General features: G+C 60.9%; 11 protein-coding genes and 4 pseudogenes. 11 read left to right on the top strand and 4 right to left on the bottom strand.

Annotated features, from left to right (window positions below; translation table 11 throughout):
* Window positions 1–21: 21 nt before the first annotated feature.
* Window positions 22–2,874, bottom strand: coding sequence for an aminomethyl-transferring glycine dehydrogenase (gene gcvP, locus BLW24_RS11980; protein ID WP_090380828.1), 2,853 nt, complete (start codon window positions 2,872–2,874; stop codon window positions 22–24).
* A 9-nt stretch (window positions 2,875–2,883) separates the two neighbouring features.
* Window positions 2,884–3,267 (bottom strand): glycine cleavage system protein GcvH, encoded by a 384-nt coding sequence (gene gcvH, locus BLW24_RS11985; RefSeq protein WP_090380831.1) that lies wholly within the window; start codon window positions 3,265–3,267, stop codon window positions 2,884–2,886.
* A gap of 569 nt (window positions 3,268–3,836) precedes the next feature.
* Here gcvH and BLW24_RS11990 point away from each other — a divergent pair.
* The 4 genes and pseudogenes from BLW24_RS11990 to BLW24_RS27160 form a co-directional block, all read left to right on the top strand.
* Window positions 3,837–5,588, top strand: coding sequence for a DUF1302 domain-containing protein (locus tag BLW24_RS11990; RefSeq protein WP_090380833.1), 1,752 nt, complete (start codon window positions 3,837–3,839; stop codon window positions 5,586–5,588).
* Between the two features lie 29 nt (window positions 5,589–5,617).
* A complete protein-coding gene (locus tag BLW24_RS11995; RefSeq protein ID WP_090380836.1) occupies window positions 5,618–6,988 on the top strand; it encodes a DUF1329 domain-containing protein in 1,371 nt (456 codons plus the stop codon).
* A gap of 573 nt (window positions 6,989–7,561) precedes the next feature.
* A pseudogene (locus tag BLW24_RS27155) lies at window positions 7,562–9,310 on the top strand (winged helix-turn-helix domain-containing protein); the annotation flags it as partial.
* 186 nt (window positions 9,311–9,496) lie between these two features.
* Window positions 9,497–9,682, top strand: a pseudogene (locus BLW24_RS27160) (response regulator transcription factor); the annotation flags it as partial.
* A 66-nt stretch (window positions 9,683–9,748) separates the two neighbouring features.
* Here the strand turns inward: BLW24_RS27160 and BLW24_RS12005 are convergent.
* Window positions 9,749–10,522 (bottom strand): annotated as a pseudogene (locus tag BLW24_RS12005) (transglutaminase family protein); the annotation flags it as partial.
* 407 nt (window positions 10,523–10,929) lie between these two features.
* On the opposite strand from BLW24_RS12005, the gene BLW24_RS25930 reads away from it, so the two are divergent.
* The gene (locus BLW24_RS25930; RefSeq protein WP_167360358.1) at window positions 10,930–11,364 is read left to right on the top strand and encodes a hypothetical protein; all 435 of its coding nucleotides are present in this window, start codon (window positions 10,930–10,932) and stop codon (window positions 11,362–11,364) included.
* 66 nt (window positions 11,365–11,430) lie between these two features.
* Window positions 11,431–12,450 (top strand): Leu/Phe/Val dehydrogenase, encoded by a 1,020-nt coding sequence (locus tag BLW24_RS12015; protein WP_090380845.1) that lies wholly within the window; start codon window positions 11,431–11,433, stop codon window positions 12,448–12,450.
* Between the two features lie 160 nt (window positions 12,451–12,610).
* On the opposite strand, the gene BLW24_RS12020 is transcribed toward BLW24_RS12015, so the two are convergent.
* Complete coding sequence (locus BLW24_RS12020) at window positions 12,611–12,871, bottom strand: YebG family protein (RefSeq protein WP_090380848.1); 261 nt, start codon at window positions 12,869–12,871, stop codon at window positions 12,611–12,613.
* Between the two features lie 218 nt (window positions 12,872–13,089).
* Between BLW24_RS12020 and BLW24_RS12025 the strand changes: the two genes are divergently transcribed.
* The 5 genes and pseudogenes from BLW24_RS12025 to BLW24_RS12045 form a co-directional block, all read left to right on the top strand.
* Window positions 13,090–13,596, top strand: a complete 507-nt coding sequence (locus BLW24_RS12025; RefSeq protein ID WP_276326437.1) for a sigma-70 family RNA polymerase sigma factor — start codon at window positions 13,090–13,092, stop codon at window positions 13,594–13,596.
* Entirely contained in the window at window positions 13,593–14,537 is a 945-nt protein-coding gene (locus BLW24_RS12030; protein WP_090380855.1) for a FecR domain-containing protein, read from the top strand. Before BLW24_RS12025 ends, BLW24_RS12030 begins: the two co-directional genes overlap by 4 nt.
* An 85-nt stretch (window positions 14,538–14,622) precedes the next feature.
* Entirely contained in the window at window positions 14,623–17,151 is a 2,529-nt protein-coding gene (locus BLW24_RS12035; protein WP_167360359.1) for a TonB-dependent siderophore receptor, read from the top strand.
* On the top strand, window positions 17,141–17,440 hold the full coding sequence (locus BLW24_RS12040) for a DUF3649 domain-containing protein (RefSeq protein ID WP_090380861.1): 300 nt from the start codon (window positions 17,141–17,143) through the stop codon (window positions 17,438–17,440). The genes BLW24_RS12035 and BLW24_RS12040 overlap by 11 nt, the downstream gene beginning before the upstream one ends.
* A pseudogene (locus BLW24_RS12045) lies at window positions 17,437–18,153 on the top strand (PepSY-associated TM helix domain-containing protein); the annotation flags it as partial. The gene BLW24_RS12040 and the pseudogene BLW24_RS12045, both read left to right, overlap by 4 nt.
* Between the last annotated feature and the right edge of the window lie 10 nt (window positions 18,154–18,163).

Here is an 18,163-nt window from a genome sequence, read left to right on the forward strand (position 1 = left end):
GTTCCGGGCCGCGGACTGTTATCACGCGTCCTGGTACGCCTCGATGGACGGGCAGGCGCAGATCAGGTTGCGGTCGCCAAACACGTTGTCCACGCGGCCGACCGGCGGCCAGTACTTGGCCTCGATCAGGCTGGCCACTGGGTATACGGCCTGCTCGCGGCTGTAGCCGTGAGTCCACTCGCCAGTCAGTTCCAGGGCGGTGTGTGGAGCGTTTTTCAGCGGGTTGTCGTTGGCATCCAACTGGCCAGCCTCCACCGCACGAATCTCGTTGCGGATGGCGATCATGGCGTCGCAGAAACGGTCCAGCTCTTCCTTGGATTCGCTTTCGGTCGGCTCGATCATCAGGGTGCCGGCGACCGGGAAGGACATGGTCGGGGCGTGGAAGCCGAAGTCGATCAGGCGCTTGGCCACGTCATCGACGCTGATGCCGCTGCTGTCCTTGATCGGACGGATATCCAGAATGCACTCGTGCGCCACCAGGCCGTTGCTGCCTGAATACAGCACGGGGTAGTGCTCTTCCAGACGGCGGGCGATGTAGTTGGCATTCAGGATGGCCATTTGCGAAGCGCGCTTGAGGCCTTCGCCGCCCATCATGCTGATATACATCCAGGTGATTGGCAGGATGCTGGCGCTGCCGAATGGCGCGGCGCTGACTGCACCTTCCTTGCGGGCCATATGGCCGTGGCCAGGCAGGAACGGAATCAGGTGCCCTTTCACGCCAATCGGGCCGACGCCTGGGCCACCACCGCCGTGCGGGATGCAGAAGGTCTTGTGCAGGTTCAGGTGCGAGACGTCGCCGCCGAACTTGCCCGGGGCACACAGGCCGACCATGGCGTTCATGTTGGCGCCGTCGATATACACCTGGCCGCCGTTGTCGTGAATGATCTGGCAGATCTCGCGGATGCCTTCCTCGAACACACCGTGGGTCGACGGGTAGGTAATCATCAGTGCCGCGAGGCGGTCTTTGTGCTCTTCGGCCTTGGCCTTGAGGTCGGCAATATCGACGTTGCCACTGCTATCGCAGGCAGTCACCACCACGCGCATACCGGCCATGCTGGCGGTCGCCGGGTTGGTGCCGTGGGCCGATTGCGGGATCAGGCAGATATCGCGCTGATCATCGCCGCGGCTCAGGTGGTAAGCGCGAATGGCCAAGAGGCCGGCGTACTCGCCCTGGGAGCCGGCGTTCGGCTGCAGGGAGATGCCGTCGTAACCGGTGGCTGCGCAGAGCATGGCTTCCAGTTCAGTGGTCAGCTGGCTGTAACCCTGGCTCTGTTCGACCGGGGCAAAGGGGTGCAGGTTGCCGAACTCGGCCCAGGTCACCGGGATCATTTCGCTGGCGGCGTTGAGCTTCATGGTGCAGGAGCCCAGCGGGATCATGCTGCGGTCCAGCGCCAGGTCCTTGTCTGCCAGCTTGCGCAGGTAGCGCATCAGCTCGGTTTCGCTGTGGTAGCGATTGAACACGGGGTGGCTGAGGATTTCGCTTTCGCGCAGCAGGCCTTTTGGCAGCTGGGCGATTACACCGGCAGCCAGTTCGGCGAAGGCTGGAACAGCTTTGCCTTCGGCGAATACCGCCAGCAGCGCTTCGATGGCCGCCTGGTCGGTGGTTTCATCCAGGGACAGGCCCAGGCGCTCGCCGTCGATTTCGCGCAGGTTGATGCCGGCCTTGCGTGCAGCGGCGTGCAGGGCAGCGGTTTTGCCGGCGGTGGCCAGGGTCAGGGTGTCGAAGAAGAACTCCTGCTCAACGCTGTAACCCAGAGCACGCAGGCCCTTGGCCAGAATCGCGGTGAACTGGTGTACGCGTTGGGCGATTTGCACCAGGCCTTTCGGGCCGTGGTACACGGCGTACATGCTGGCGATGTTGGCCAGCAGCACCTGGGCGGTACAGATATTACTGGTGGCCTTCTCGCGGCGGATATGCTGCTCGCGAGTCTGCATGGCCAGGCGCAGGGCCGGCTTGCCGAAACGGTCGATCGACATGCCGACCAGGCGGCCCGGCATGTCGCGCTTGAATGCGTCGCGGGTGGCAAAGTAGGCAGCGTGCGGGCCACCGAAGCCCAGCGGCACACCGAAGCGCTGCGCGCTGCCCAGGGCCACGTCGGCACCAAATTCGCCCGGCGCGGTGAGTAGGGTCAAGGCCAGCAGATCGGCAGCTACGGCTACCAGGGCGTTGGCGGCGTGGAAGCGCACAACCAGTTCGCGGTAGTCGAAGATGTCGCCATTGCTCGCCGGGTATTGCAGCAGCGCACCAAAGTAGGCGCTGGCGTCGGTGATCGCGGCTTCGTCACCGATGACCACTTCAATGCCCAGCGGCTCGGCACGGGTGCGCAGCACGTCGAGGGTCTGCGGGTGGCAATGCATGGATGCGAAGAAGGCGTTGCTGGCCTTGTTCTTCGACAGGCGCTTGCAGAAGGTCATGGCCTCGGCGGCGGCGGTGGCTTCATCCAGCAAGGATGCGTTGGCGATCTGCATACCGGTAAGGTCGCTGATCAGGGTCTGGAAGTTCAGCAAGGATTCCAAACGGCCCTGGGAAATCTCTGGCTGGTATGGGGTATAGGCGGTGTACCAGGCCGGGTTTTCCAGCAGGTTGCGCAGGATCGGGCTCGGCGTCAGGGTGCCGTAGTAGCCCTGACCGATATAGGTCTTGAACTGCTGGTTCTTGGCCGCGATGGTCTTGATCTTGGCCAGGGCGTCGGCTTCCGACAGGCCTGGCTGAGCACCCAGCACGCTGGTGCCTTTGATGCTCTCGGGGATGACGTTATCGGTCAGCGCGTCGATGCTGGCGTAGCCGAGCAGTTCGAGCATGGCCGCAGTATCGGCGTCACGTGGGCCGATATGGCGGGCGACAAATTCGTTCTGGGTGGTCAGCTTGGTCATTGCAATCTCTCAGGCATCAGCATTGGCGTTGAGCAGGCGCTCGTAGGCGGCCTGGTCGAGCAGGTCGGCTACCGCGCTGGCATTGGCCGGACGGAAACGGAAGAACCAACCCTTGCCCAGGGGGTCTTCGTTGACCAGCTCAGGGCTGGATTCTAGCTCGCCATTGACCTCAACCACCTCACCGTCCAGCGGCATGGCGATATTGCTCGCCGCTTTTACCGATTCCAGCACGGCCACTTCAGCGCCTTCAGCGTAGCTCTGGGCTTCCGGCAACTGGACGAATACCACGTCACCCAGGGCTTCCTGGGCATAGGCGGTGATGCCCACAGTAACCAGACCATCGGCATCCTGACGCAGCCATTCGTGCTCAACGGTAAAACGCAATTCGCTCATGTGAACTCCTCAAGGGTGGTGACTCGCCCTTTCTGTTGGGGGCGATGTGCTGGACGCACGTGCTGGGCACGAGCGGAAGGTGGAAAGACCATAGCAAGGGTGGTGCCATTGTTGTTTTTATCAATAAAAACAACAACTTAAGTTGTTTTTAGGTGCTGGGTTTTATAGCGGTTGTAGCGATTTCGATACGCACATGATCGATTCATCCATAAGGCACAGCGCAAAGGCTCTAGCGTCGCGGGCTGAATGCTTTGTGTCGCTTTCGTTACGGTGTATTTAATTCAATACATGTGTTGGCGGAGTCCGTGATCAACTCCGGTGCTGATGCTGTAAGGCGTCAGGATTGCTCTGCCGATAGCGGCCAATCCCTCTGCTGAACCGCCAGGGCCATTCACCCGCCCTATAAAGCGCCATTGAACGGGTCGATGGGCCGGCTGAAGAGCGGCTTTCCAGAGGCGTATTCACTCTTTCGGCTGACAGGGCAAATACCTCTTTCGGGCGCTTATCCCGCTTAAGACGGCTGAGTAGCGTGGAGCCTCAACACGAAACCCGCTTTCCAGGAGAGCCGCATGAGAACAAGAACAAGACATGCCATCTTCCAGCCCAGCGTTTTGGCGATTGCCATTGCTGTTGGCTGTGTCGCGCCTGTCCAGGCTATTACATTCAATATCGGGGAGGTCGAGGCGCAGTTCGACTCATCGCTTTCTGTGGGGGCCAGTTGGAGCGTGCGCGGTGCCGATCCGGACTTTATCGGTACACGTAACGGCGGCAAGGCTTCTTCTCAGACCAACGATGACGGGCGCCTGAACTTCAAGAAAGGCGAAACCTTTTCGAAGATTTTCAAAGGCATTCACGACCTTGAATTGAAGTACGGCGATACCGGCGTGTTTATTCGCGGCAAGTATTGGTACGACTTCGAGACCAAGGACGAAAGCCGTCTGCTGTATGACATCGACGACCACAACCGCAAGGCGGCGGCACAGGCCTCCGGCGCGGAAATTCTCGATGCCTTCATCTATCACAACTACAACCTGGGCAGCATGCCGGGCAGTGTGCGGGTTGGTAAGCAAGTGGTCAGCTGGGGTGAGAGTACTTTTATCGGTAACTCGATCAACTCGATCAACCCCGTGGATGCTGCAGCGTTCCGCCGGCCTGGCGCGGAGATCAAGGAAGGACTGATTCCGGTCAACATGCTCTATGTGTCGCAGAGCTTGACCGACTCCATCAGCATGGAGGCGTTCTACCAGCTGGAGTGGGACCAGACCGTTATCGATAACTGCGGAACGTTCTTCGCGCCCAGCGACACGGCCGCCGATGGCTGTAACGACCGCCTGGTTGTCGCCGGGGCTGATGTCGCGCCGGACGCGTCAAACAACACCGGTGCGCCGGGCAATCCCGTCTTCATTCCGCGCGCGGGTGATCGTGATGCGCGTGACAGCGGACAGTTTGGCGTTGCCCTGCGCTGGTTTGCCGAGTCGTTGAATGACACCGAGTTCGGCCTGTACGCGATGAATTACCACAGCCGTACCCCGAACGGCAGCATCATTGTCGGCACGGGAGCGCCACAGGCTGCCCGCTACTTTCTGGAGTATCCGGAAGATATTCGCCTGTATGGCGTCAGCTTCCAGACCAACATCGATGGCACGGCATTGTCGGGTGAACTCAGTTACCGGCCAAACATGCCGATCGGCATCAACTCCACTGATATGACCTTTGCATCTCTGCGCCAGGGTTTTTCACCGGTATTCACCAGTGGTCATGGCCGCAATGCCGTGGGCGAGGAAGTATCCGGTTACGTGCGCAAGCCGGTGACCCAGGCGCAAGTCACGGCGGTGCAGTTTTTCGACCGGGTTCTGGGGGCAAGTCGCCTGACCCTGCTGGGTGAGGTGGGTTACAACCATGTCAGCGGTATCAGTGATGATCTCGGTGAGCTGCGCTTCGGCCGCGATCCTGTCTATGGCATTGGCCAGCTCACCCCCAATACGACCTGTACCGCAGGAGTGAATACCGCCAACCCTGATCAATGTAATGACGACGGCTTCTTCACCAGCAGCTCCTGGGGCTACCGCCTACGGGCCAGTGCCGAATACAGCAACGTTTTCGCCGGGGTCAATTTGACGCCGAGCATTGCTTGGTCGCATGACGTTGATGGTTATGGCCCCAACTTCAGCGAGGGCAGTAAGGCGGTGAGCCTGGGCCTGAACGCTGACTACCAGAACACCTATAACGCCAGCCTCAGTTACACCGACTTCTTTGGTGGTGATTACAACACCAACGTCGACCGTGACTTTGTTGCCCTGAGCTTTGGTGTGAACTTCTGATCAACGCAGTGCAAAAGGATCCGTACACCATGAAAAATACAAGAATCCTGCAAGCTGGTGCGCTGCTGCTGACTTTGTTAGCCAGCAGTGTGATGGCCGCAGTCTCTGAACAAGAAGCGGCTCAGTTGGGTACCAGCCTGACGCCGCTGGGCGGGGAAATGGCTGGCAACGCCGATGGCAGTATCCCTGCCTGGGATGGTGGTCTGTCTACCAGTGCGGCGGCTGTCGATGGCAAGGGGTTTCTCGCTGACCCCTATGCCGCTGAGCAACCTCTTTTTACGATTACCGCAGCCAATGCCGAGCAGTACAAAGACAAACTGTCAGCCGGCCAGATGGCCATGCTCAAGCGCTACGCGGATAGCTACAAGATCCCGGTTTACCCCTCGCATCGAACCACCTCCGTGCCCGCAGCGATTGCCAATGCGGCCAAGGTCAGTGCGGTCAATACCACGCCCGTAGACGGTGGTAATGGCCTGCAGAACTTCAATGCCAGCCGTTACTACGCCTTTCCCATTCCCAAGACAGGCGTTGAGGTGATCTGGAACCACATCACCCGTTACCGTGGCGGTAACACCCGCCGCGTGGTGACTCAGGCGACGCCGCAGACCAATGGCTCCTACAGCCTGGTCAAGTTTGAAGATGAAGTGGCCTTCCCGGCGGATATGCCCGATCTTGATCCGGCCAAGGGCAGCAATGTCTTGCTGTATTTCAAGCAGCGAGTGACTGCACCGTCGCGCTTGGCCGGTAACGTGCTGCTGGTTCACGAGACCATCGACCAGGTCAAGGAGCCGCGCCTGGCGTGGATCTACAACGCCGGTCAGCGCCGTGTGCGCCGCGCTCCGCAGGTGGCCTATGACGGCCCAGGTACTGCCGCCGATGGTATGCGTACCGCCGACAACTTCGACCTGTTCTCCGGGGCGCCAGATCGTTACGACTGGCAACTGGTCGGCAAGAAGGAGATGTATATCCCCTACAACAGCTACAAGCTTGATTCGCCGTCACTGAAGTACGACGACGTGATCAAGGCCGGGCATATCAATCAGGACCTGGCTCGTTACGAGCTGCACCGGGTTTGGGAAGTGGTTGCCACGCTGAAGAGCGGTGAGCGGCATATCTATGCCAAGCGCCACATGTATGTCGATGAGGACAGCTGGCAGATAGCGCTGGTTGATCATTACGACGGTCGTGGTCAGCTTTGGCGTGTTGCCGAAGGCCATGCGCAGCACTACTACAACCATCAAGTGCCGGGCTACACCCTTGAGGCGCTGTATGACCTGGTGGCCGGTCGTTACCTGGCACTGGGCATGAAAAACGAAGAGAAGTCGGCGTATAACTTTGGTTTCAAAGCCACCGCCGCCGACTACACGCCCGCCGCACTGCGCAGCTCCGGCGTTCGCTAGGCTAATAACCTGCACGTGTTACTCCGTAATTGGGCGGCCTGCGGGCCGCCTTTTTTATCGCCCGCCATCACCTGTCGTGATAGAGCTGTGAGCGATAGGCATTGAGGTTTAGCCTGCAAAGATCCGGTTCCTGCAAGAACAATAAATCGAGCCGTCATGAACGCATTAGCGCCTTTCCCGCAAAGCGCCGCAGCGTCGTCCTGTGGCAGCGTGCAGCGCCCGCCGCCTGGGCATATCTCCCGGTTATCTGTGCAACAGCGGCTGCTCGCGCACGACTGCCGCCTGCGTTTGCTGGTTGGCCCGGCCGGCTTTGGCAAAACCGTGTTGCTGGCCGACTGCGCCCGTGAGTGCCCGGCCGATTACCGTCTGCTCTGGCTGACCTGCGCTGGCGAAGATCTGTGCGCCGAGCAACTGGTTCAGCAGCTCAGCAAGCTGCTCGACTACCCCGCAGACCTCAGCAGTGGCGAGCTGCTGGCGACCCTGGCGCAGGAGTCGCGGCTGCTGTGGATCATGCTCAATGACTACTCGGCGCAGCCGAATCACGCCCTCGATGGTTTTCTCAATCAACTGCTGATGATCACCCCGCCTGGTATCTGCTGGTGGCTGGGGAGTCGCCGGCGTCCGGCATGCAACCTCTCGCGCCTGTTGTTGGAGGGCGAGCTGCTTGAACTGGGCGCCAGCGAACTGGCGTTCAGCGAAGCGGAAGTGCTGGCCTGGCTGCAGCAGCTGGACTCAGCCCGCAGTGCCTGGGCGCACGATCTGCATGAGTTGACCCAGGGCTGGCCGGCGGCCTTGCGCCTGCGTCTGCTGGCGGCTCAGGCCGAACCGACTGCACTGGGCGCGCCGCAGGAGGGTGAGCATGACCAACTGCTCGCTGAGTATGTCGAGCGCGAAGTGTTGCAAGGGTTGCCGGATGAGCTGTTGCAGATGCTTCAGCAGCTGGCCCAATTGCCGCGCTTCAACCCGGCGTTGTGTGAGCACCTGTTTGGTGTGGGCGAGGGCGCGCAGTGGTTACGCGCGCTGATCGAGCGCGGTGTGTTTATTCAGGAACTCGATGCGGCCAAGGGCTGGTATGTGCTGTTCCCACCGCTGGCCCGTTTGCTGCAGCGGCAGGCGCAACACCTGCCGTGCAGCGCGTTGCATGTGCATGCCAGTCAGTGGTTTGCCAGCCATGGTGATATTCGCGCAGCGGTGGAGCATGCCTTGCTGGCCGGTCAACCGGACGTGGCCGGTAGTTTTCTTGAGCGTTTTACCGAAGAACAGGTGCTGCAAGGTCAGGACCTGGCGTTGATTCTGCGTTGGCGCAGCGAGCTACCGGACAGCCTGCTGTGCAGTACGCCGCGGCTGATTCTGCTCAACGCCTGGGTGTTGCTGCTGGTCGGCCGTCTGGATGAGGCGCAGGCCTGTATCAATCAGCTGGCACGTTTTCAGCCGCGCAGCGATGGCGCGCGAACCCGTGAGCTGTTCGCTCACTGGCAAGCCATCCAGGGCATCATTGCCTACGGCCGAGTCTGTGCCGTGGATGCTCGCGCCCACCTGCATGATGCTCTGCAAGGGCTGCCGCAAAGCGCGTGGTCGCAGGCGTTGTTGTGCCGTTCGGCATTGACCCTGGTAGCCATTGGCGAAGGTCAGCTGGAGGTGGCACAGAAACTCAGTTTTGAAGCCTTGAAGCAGGCACGCCTGCATGGCAACCCAGTGTTTGAAGCCCTGCTGGAACTGGATCACGCCTTGTTGCTGGAAACGCGCGGTGAGTTTGCCCGTGCCGAAGCGCTGCTGCAGCGGGTGCTGACGGCAACTGCGCCGACCGCCTTGCGCAACACGCCGGTGCTGGCGCGGCTTGAACTGCGCCTGGGGCGTCTGCAGCTGCGCCAGAACCGTGCGGATGAAGCGCAGGCAGCGCTGCAGCGTGGGCTTGAACATGCCTTCGCCTGTGGCGATCCAGGTGCGTTTCATGGCTACCTCGGTCTGGCCGAGTTGGCGATGGGGCAGGGCGATATGGCCACAGCCTTTGCGCACCTTGGGCAGGCCGAACGGCAGATGCAGCGTCAGCGCGTCAATGAAACCCTGTACCGCGGTCCCCTGTTGCTGGCTAGCAGTCATCTGTGGATTGCCCAGGGCCACTATGCGCGGGCGCGCGTAGCAGCGACGCGGGTATTGGGTTATGCGCAGCGGGTTAAAGCCGTGCTGCCGACGCCAAATTTCCCCGAGCTTATCCCTCGATTCAAGGCGCTATTGCTGCAGCTGGATCGTGTGCAGGGCGAAGATGTACGCGAGCCTCTGCGGCAGTTGCTGGAGCAGGTGGCAGGCCAGGGTAGGCAGGCGTTGGTCAGCGACTTGTGGCTGAGCTATGCCGACGCCTGCGCAGCCTGTGACGATAAGGTGGGCGCCGAACAGGCCCGCCAGACTGGCCAGGCGCTACAACGGCGCCTGGGCTATCTGCGTCCGTGGTTTCGTGTCGCCAGCCAGGTTGATGGCGCGACGAATGCTGCGCCTTCCAGCGCCAATGCACTGAGCAGTCGCGAACTGGCGGTACTTGGCTTGATCGCCCAGGGGCTGTCCAATCAGGAAGTGGCCGAACAGCTGTTTATTTCTCTGCATACGGTCAAGACCCACGCACGGCGGATCAACGGCAAACTGGGGGTGGCGCGGCGCACTCAGGCGGTGGCCAAGGCCAAGGCGTTGGGCTTTTTTTAGGGTCTGTTGCCGTTTCGTTCGCGGCCGCGCCGAAACGGCAGCAGACCCTAGTGCAGCGCCGGGCTGGCGCAGGCGTTGGCTGAGTTGCAGGTGCTGCGCCGGGTCATCGCTGAGCAGCAGGGCGCATTGCAGGTCGAAGCGCTCGCCCTGTGGGCAATCGAGTAATTGATAAATCTCCGCGCGGGCCAGGTGGTCATGCAAGGTTGGTGTGCCGAGCAGCAGCACGCGCTCGGCATCGCGCAGCGCGGCCAGCGGGTCATCATCCAGTTGATGCAGTTGCCGCAGGTTGCGTGACAGGCGCTGCAACATGCTGCGCGCGTCGCAAGGCTGCAGCTGGCTGGCGTTTAATTCGGCAGTCGGGCCTAAGTGGCGCTGCAACAGCTCGCGGCACTCGCGGGTATATAGTCGGCGGCCGCTGCACGGGTCGAGTAGATGGTCGGCACCCGGTACGCGCAGCAGAAAATGCCCGGGAAAGTTCACTCCCTGGAGCGGAATCGCCAAGCGCCTGGCCAGTTCCAGAGCGAGCAGGGCCAGGGAAAGCGGTTGTCCGCGGCGGCGTAGCAACAGCTGATCCAGCAGCGCGGCCCTTGGCCGTAGCGGGCGTTCGTCGTCTTCATGAAAATCCAGCTCACTCAACCGGCGCAGCAGCGGTTGCGCCAGTTCCTGCAGCGGCAGATTGGGTAAGCCCTGGCTGACCTGCTGTTGCAGACCGTTGAGGCGTTGCAGCACTTCGGCCGGTTGCAGCGTGGGCTGGTGTTCCGCGGCAATCCACAGCGCTGCCTCGAACAGTGCAGGCGGGTTCTGCTCCAGGCAGGCAAGGCAGGCGGCGCGTGGGGTCATATTCATCTCCCGTGTCTGTGCTTTGTAGTCAAGCGCCTAACCTTCGTCCAGTACATTGCCGCGTCTGCGCTATGCCATGGTGTTGTCTGTGTCTCTGAATAAGGAAATCAAGGATGTCTGCCGCCATACGGCACTATGCTCTGACGCTGATAATGCTGTTCAGTCCCCTGCTAAGTGCTGCGCAAACCCCGCAAGAGAAACTGTTGGCCCAAGAACTATCAACCTACCGGCTGCTAACCCTTTTCCATTTATTGCGACTTGAGCAGGGGGCTGCCGAAGTACAGCTTCGCCTGCAGGCTGAAGTGGAAAATTTTCAGCGTTTAATGCAAGCGCAGAGCGATGAGTCGCTAGCCAATCTTCTGCCTCATGCACAGCGCTTTCAGACTGCGCTGTTGAGTTGCGCTCAAATGAACGGCGACATTGACTTTTATGCGCGCGATGAGCTGTCACAGAGTGCCCATGGTCTGTTGCAATTCATCCGGCAGCATCAGGTTCAGTTGGTGAATAGCCCCGCCTCGATGGACCTACGTCAGGCTGTATTGATGCAGAAAATTGCCGCTGAATATGTACGCGAGGCTGCCAGCTTTGATTCCGGTTCTGCGGTTTATGACAGTGTGCAGGACTTACATGACCCCGTTGATGTACTGGCTCAAACGTTCAGCCAAGGCCTTGAGCAATTGCAGCAGTCCACGGGTGAAAACGCCGATCAGCGCAGCAAGCTGGAACAGGTACGGGTGATCTGGAATTACATCGAGCGGCCGTTGCTTGGCTACCGTGAGCGCTCAATGCCCTTTGTGATCAGCCGTTACAGCGAGCAGATCGTCACCTTGCTGGTTAACTGATCGCCGGGGGCTTGTTATTGAGTGCGGCGCCTATACTGATCTGCAAATCAGTACGGGAGCCACAGCATGTTCGCCATGATGGAAACCGCCCGGCTGGAGTCGCTGCACTTCGCCGTGGACCCGCTGAGCGGTCTGCAGGCCATGATCGCCATTCACAACAGTCGCCTGGGGCCTGCGTTGGGCGGCTGCCGTTATCTACCCTATGCCGACTCGCAAAGCGCTATTGAAGATGTGCTGCGTCTGGCCAAAGGCATGAGCTACAAGGCAGCGTTGGCCGGCCTGCAACAGGGCGGCGGCAAGGCGGTGATTATCCGTCCCGCGTATGTCGATAATCGCGGCGCGCTGTTTGAAGCCTTCGGAAGGTTTATCGAAACCCTTAACGGTCACTACATCACCGCCATGGACAGCGGTACCTCCAGTGTCGATATGGATTGCATCGCCCAGCACACCCAGCATGTCACCAGCACCACGGCCGAGGGTGGTCCGTCACCGCACACGGCGTTGGGCGTGTTTACCGGTATTCGCGCCACCGCCCTGGCGCGCCTCGGCAGTGACAACCTGGAAGGTTTGCGGGTGGCGATTCAGGGGCTGGGTAATGTCGGTTATGCGCTGGCCGAGCAACTGCATGCTGCGGGTGCCGAGCTGCTGGTCAGCGATCTGGATCATGGCCGCGTACAACTGGCGGTCGAGCAGCTGGGCGCGCGGCCGGTGGCCAGCGAAGCCCTGCTCGCCACGCCGTGCGACATCCTCGCGCCGTGCGGGTTGGGCGGTGTGCTAAACAGCGCGAGTGTCGGTCAGCTGCGTTGTTCGGCCGTGGCAGGGGCGGCGAACAACCAATTGGCCAGTGCCGATATTTCCGACAGCTTGCAGGCGCGGGGGATTCTCTATGCCCCGGATTACGTGATCAATGCGGGCGGTCTGATCTACGTGGCGCTGAAGCATCAGGGGGAAAGTCTGGTGGCAATCACCGCGCACCTGACGCAGATCAGCCGGCGGCTGACCGAGATATTTGGCCATGCCCAGGCCGATAAGCGCTCACCGGCAAGGGTCGCCGATGCGATTGCAGAGCGCTTGTTATATGGCTGAACAAGCGCACCACTATGTGCGAGGGGCTTTGGCCGCGGCCCTGCGATTACAAACCGGCGATTAAAAGCTCGCCGCTAAAGCGCCCCCACGGTGCAGTTGATAGTGGCCAGAAACACAAAACCCCAGTCATTGACTGGGGTTTTGTTTATCGCTGCGAGCTTTACTCGGCAGCAGGTTCGCTCAGTTCACTCAAGGCGTCGGGCTGGTTCTTGAACGCCTTGGCGAAGATCTCACGGTTCTTCGCCATGTAGATGCCCAGCTCTTCACCCTGGGCTTCATTCAACGATGGCACGGCTTTCTGCAGCACCTCGGTGAGCAGCTCGGCCAGTTCGAGCATTTTGTCATGACGGTCGGCTTCGGCTTTATCCATAAACAAACGCTCCAAATCCCGGCTGCTGCGGTACACCACTTCGACGGCCATTCATCACCTCTACGCCTTCACGCTGATGGTTAAATTTAACTGTTTATTTATACAGGTTTGCGAGGATAAAGAACTCGCACCATTTTGAACAGCAGCAATTGCCATGCCGGCTCGCAACATAACCTATTTCCGAGACATTGCTGTATTCGTCTAAGTGACACTTGGTATCAAATGAAATATATTCGCATTTAATTTCTTGGCAAATTCCAGAGCATGCCGTGGCGGCACCAGTCGATCATCTTCACGTCTTTTCAGATATGTATCGCGGTCATCACAGCTGGCTGCTCGGCTGGCTCAGGCAGCGCCTGGGTTGCCCGGATAATGCGGCTGACCTGGCGCAGGACACCTTCGTGCGCTTACTCAACCAGCGCGCACCCATGGAGGTGCGCGAGCCCAGGGCATTCCTGGCCAGCATTGCCCGTGGTTTGCTGATCGACCATTACCGCCGCAGTGACCTGGAAAGGGCCTATCTTGAGGCCCTGCGCCATTTGCCGGAGGCAGAGATGCCGTCGCCTGAGCGGCAGGTGCTGGTCATGGAAGCGCTGATCGAAATTGACCGCCTGCTCGACGGCCTCAAGCCGCGGGTGCGTGAGGCCTTCCTGCTGTCCCAGCTCGAGGGCCTGGGTTATGCACAGATCGCCGAGCGTCTGGGCTTGTCGGTCAGCTCGATCCAGCAGTACATGACCCAGGCCTTCAGCCATTGTTACAAGGCGCTGTACCCATGACTGTGCTGACCGATGAGGTGGTCGAGCAGGCTATTGCCTGGCGGGTGCGTCTGGTTTCCGGCGAGGCCAGTGCCGACGACGCGCAGAGCTGCCTGCATTGGCGTCAGCAGGCGCCCCAACATGAACAGGCTTGGCAGCGCCTTGAGGTCATAGGTCAGCGTTTTGCCGGCGTGCCGGCGCAACTGGGGCAGGCCACGCTGCGTCAGCCTGTGGTCGATCCGGCCAGGCGGCGAGCGCTCAAGCACCTGGCCTGGTTTGGTACCGCCAGCGGCATCGTGTTGCTGGGGCAGCAGTGGCAACCCTGGCAACCGCTGCTGGCTGAGCAGCGTACCGCCATTGGCGAGCGGCGCAGGCTGAGCTTGGCGGATGGGGCGACCTTGCACCTGAACAGCGCGACGGCGCTGGATATCGATTACAGCGCCGAACGGCACTTGATCCGCCTGTATCGCGGTGAGTTGCTGCTCAGCAGTCTTGCGAGTACTCAACCCGAACCCTGGCTACTGAGTACTGAACAGGGCGTGCTGCAGGCGCAGCAGGCGCGTCTGCTTCTGCGCGATGACGGGGCCAGCTGCATGCTCGAGGTCTATGCCGGTGTGGTGCAGGTGCGCCCGCGTGCGGCGCCCAGCCAGTGGTTCGAGGCGGGGCAGCGAGTACAGTTCGATGCCCAGGGCATCTCTGAGCGCGGGGCTGCAGATGAGCTGCGCAGCAGTTGGGTGGACGGTGTGCTGGTCGCGCAGCAGATGCCTTTGGCGCAGTTTGTTGGCGAACTGGAGCGCCAGCGCAGCGGTGTCCTGCGCTGCGACCCGGCGGTGGCCGCACTGCGTATTTCCGGCGTGTTCCCCCTGGCGGACAGCGACCGGACATTGCGCGCCTTGAGTCAAACGCTGCCGGTTAAGGTGGTTTATCGCAGCCGTTACTGGGTCACGGTAGTGCCTGCCTAAAAACCTTAATTATTTTTTGCAGGTTTTTTGCGCTGGTTCGGCCTCCTTGGCAGTCATCACTTGAATGCTTGCCGAAGGAGTCGTCATGCCCGCCGTTGCAATTCGTCCTAAACCCCTGGCTTGCGCCATACGCGCCGCTGCTTTTGCTCTGGCTTTGCCGTTGTTGAGCCCAGTGCTGGCCTGGGCCGAACCGGCCGCGCAGCGTTATCAAATCGAAGCTGGTGATTTGGAGACTGCACTGACTCGGTTTGCCCGCCAGGCGAGTGTGTTATTGAGTTTCGACCCTTCACTGACGGCGGGCCGGCAGAGCGCCGGCCTGCAGGGTGACTACAGCGCCACCGAGGGCTTTGCCGTACTGCTCGGTGGTTCAGGTCTGCAGGCGGTCATGGCGGCTGATGGCAGCTATCGCCTGCAACGCCTCACCACTACCGGCACCCTGCAGTTGCCTAGCGCCAGTGTGATCGGCGAGCTGGACAGCCCGGTCGGCGAAGACCGTGGCTATGTGGCGCGTAACAGCCGCAGTGCAAGCAAAACCAACACCGCCCTGCATGAAACGCCGCGTTCAGTGTCGGTGGTGACGCAGCAGCAGATGGATGATCGCAATGTCGTCAGCATCAGCGATGCGCTGCGTTATTCGGCGGGTATCCAGGCCGGTTACTTCGGTGAGGACAACAAGCAGGACTGGTTTATTCTGCGTGGCTTCAAGCAGGCCAATAACGGTCTGTTTCAGGATGGCGTGCGCGTCTATTCCAGCGGCTTCTACAGTTGGCAGGTCGACCCGTACAGCCTGGAGCGGGTTGAAGTGCTCAAGGGGGCATCCTCGGTGTTGTACGGTCAGGCCACGCCGGGCGGAGTGATCAACCTGCAGAGCAAGCGGCCGACACTGGAGCAGAAGAATGAAGTCGGGGTGCAGTACGGTAGCTTCCAGCGCAAGCAGGTGCACCTGGATGTGGGCGGCAAGTTGGATGAGCAGGGTGATGTGCTCTACCGCGTGGTCGGGCTGTCTCGTGACAGCGGCACCCAGGTGGATGATGTTGGCAGTGAGCGCCTGTTGTTGGCGCCTTCGCTGACCCTGAATTTCAACGCCGACACCTCGCTGACCCTGCTGGCCAGCGTACAGAAGGACAACGCCGACCCGCAGCTGCAGTTTCTGCCGGCCGAGGGCAGCCTGATCGGTAGCGTCAATGGGCAGATCGACGATGACACCGCGTTGGGCAACCCCGCCTATGAGAAGTTCGACCGCACTCAGGCGACGCTGGGCTATGAGCTGAATTACCGCTTAAGCGATGCCTGGGACTTCCAGCAGAACTTCCGCTACGGCGAGCTGAATGTCGACTTGCGTCAGATGTATTACGCAGGGCATGCCATCGACGTGCTCAATAGCGCCGCCGCCGCAACGGCCAAGCAGTTCAGCATTCCACTGGCGATGGCGTTCGGCCTTGTCAGCGCGCAGTACCCGGACCTTAACGACCCCAGCCGGCAGAAGGTGATGCGCGGCCTGACCTATACCGATGGCAGGGCCGATAACCTGTCGCTGGACAATCGCCTGGTCAATTACTGGCAGGGCGCGGGGGTTGAAAACACCTTTCTGCTTGGAGTCGATTATCAGCAGTTGAATATCAACGAAAAGGGTTTTGCCGCCGACCCCTTGATCCGTGAACCGTTGAATATCTACCAGCCCAGCTACGCCGCCAGCACCACGCTGCTCAACCCTGCGACACTGGCCGTGCTCGGGCCGCAGGACCTGCAGGACAAACGCACCCGTGCCGACCAGCTGGGGTTCTACCTGCAGGAGCAGCTGAAGCTGGATGAGCGCTGGGTGCTGCTGCTCGGCGGTCGTTTCGATAGCGCGCGTTCCGATCTGGATAACCGCAGCACTGGCGTTCACAAGAGCATCTGCGATGAGGAGTTCACCTGGACGGCGGGGGCGGCTTACCTGGCCGACAACGGCCTGACGCCTTATGTCAGCTACTCGGAGTTTTTCCTGCCGGTGGCGGATATCAACATCAGCACTGGCGAGCCTTACCAGCCGGAAAGTGGTGAGCAACTGGAGCTGGGATTGAAGTACCAGCCCGCAGGCTTTGCCGGGGCCTTCAACCTGGCGCTGTTCGAGCTGACCCAGCAGAACGTGCGCAAGAATACCGTCGCCGGTACACGCACCCAGCTGGGGGAGGTGCGCAGCCGTGGCCTGGAGTTCGAGGCCAGCGCCGATCTCAGCGACAACCTCAGCCTGGTCGGTTCGCTGACCCTGCTCGACGCGCAAACTCGCAAGACCACTGTGCTGCAAGAACAGGGCAAAACCCCCTCGCAGGTAGCCGAGCGCATGGCTTCGCTGTGGGCCACCTATGCCTTCCAGGGACCGTTGACGGGGCTGAAGGTGGGGGCAGGGGCGCGCTATACCGGCGAGAGCTATGGCGACAACCGCGAGACCGATGCGCTGCGTGTGCCGTCCTACAGCCTCTACGACGCCATGCTCAGCTACCAGTTGACCGATGTGACCCTGCAGCTCAACGCCAACAACCTTGGCTACAAGGAGTACGTCGCCACCTGCGATTACTACTGCTGGTACGGCAACCGCCGCAACCTGATCGCCAGTGTCAGCTATGCCTGGTAAGGCGTATTCAGGCAGCCGCGGGGCGCGCTGGGCGATTGCCTCGCGCGTGCTGGCGGCGTTGTTTGGCGGCTATGGCCTGGCCTACGCGCTGACGGCGTTTGCAGCTGTCTATCTGCCCCTGGCTCGCGCCGATCGGGTGGTCTTCGCCAGCCTGGCGAGCTTTGCCGTCTGGACCGCCGCGGTGCTTTACGTATTTGCCGCGGCCAGCGCCTGGGGCGGTCTGCTGGGTGCTACAGGGCTGCTTGGCCTGGCCGTGCTGTTGGCGGGGCAGTTCGGGGGGCGGCCATGAAGTTGCGTCAGGCCATGGCGGGCCTGCACACCTGGGGCGGGTTGCTGCCGAGCTGGCTGCTCTACGTGATTATCTTCACCGGCAGCATCGCCTGCTTCGACAAGGAGTTGGAGCGCTGGATGCGTCCGGCGCTGCATGTGCCGCAAGAAAACACCCTGAGCGCCGATCAGTTGCGTGACTGGCTGGCGCAGAACGTCAGCGAGCCGCTGCATGCGATCTGGATCCATCCGCCGACCGCTCGCGAGCCATTCTGGCGCTTGATCTGGGTGCCTGATAACGGTGACGAGCAGCAGCGGCGACTATTCGCTCCCGATGGCCGCGAGCCGATGGCCGATACCCTTGGCGGCGAGTTCTTCTTCACCCTGCATTACAACCTGCAGGCCGGTTTGCCAGGCATGTACATAGTCGGCCTGGCCGGCATGTTTATGCTGGTGGCGCTGGTTTCCGGGGTGATCCTGCATCGGCGCATCTTCAAGGATATGTTCACCCTCAGGCCGCAGGCCAATACCCAGCGCGCCTGGCTGGATGTGCACAACCTGTTCGGCGTGCTGGGTCTGCCCTTTCATCTGTTGATGGCCTACAGCGGTCTGGTGATCTTTGTCGCCTCTTATATGCCGGCAGGTGCTCAGGTGGCTTATCAGGGTGATATCGAGCACTTCTTCGGTGAGGTGGCGGGCAGCTATCACCGTGACGAGCTACACCAGCCAGCTAGTGAGCTGTCTG

Source organism: Pseudomonas anguilliseptica, assembly GCF_900105355.1.
Classification (GTDB): Bacteria; Pseudomonadota; Gammaproteobacteria; order Pseudomonadales; family Pseudomonadaceae; genus Aquipseudomonas; species Aquipseudomonas anguilliseptica.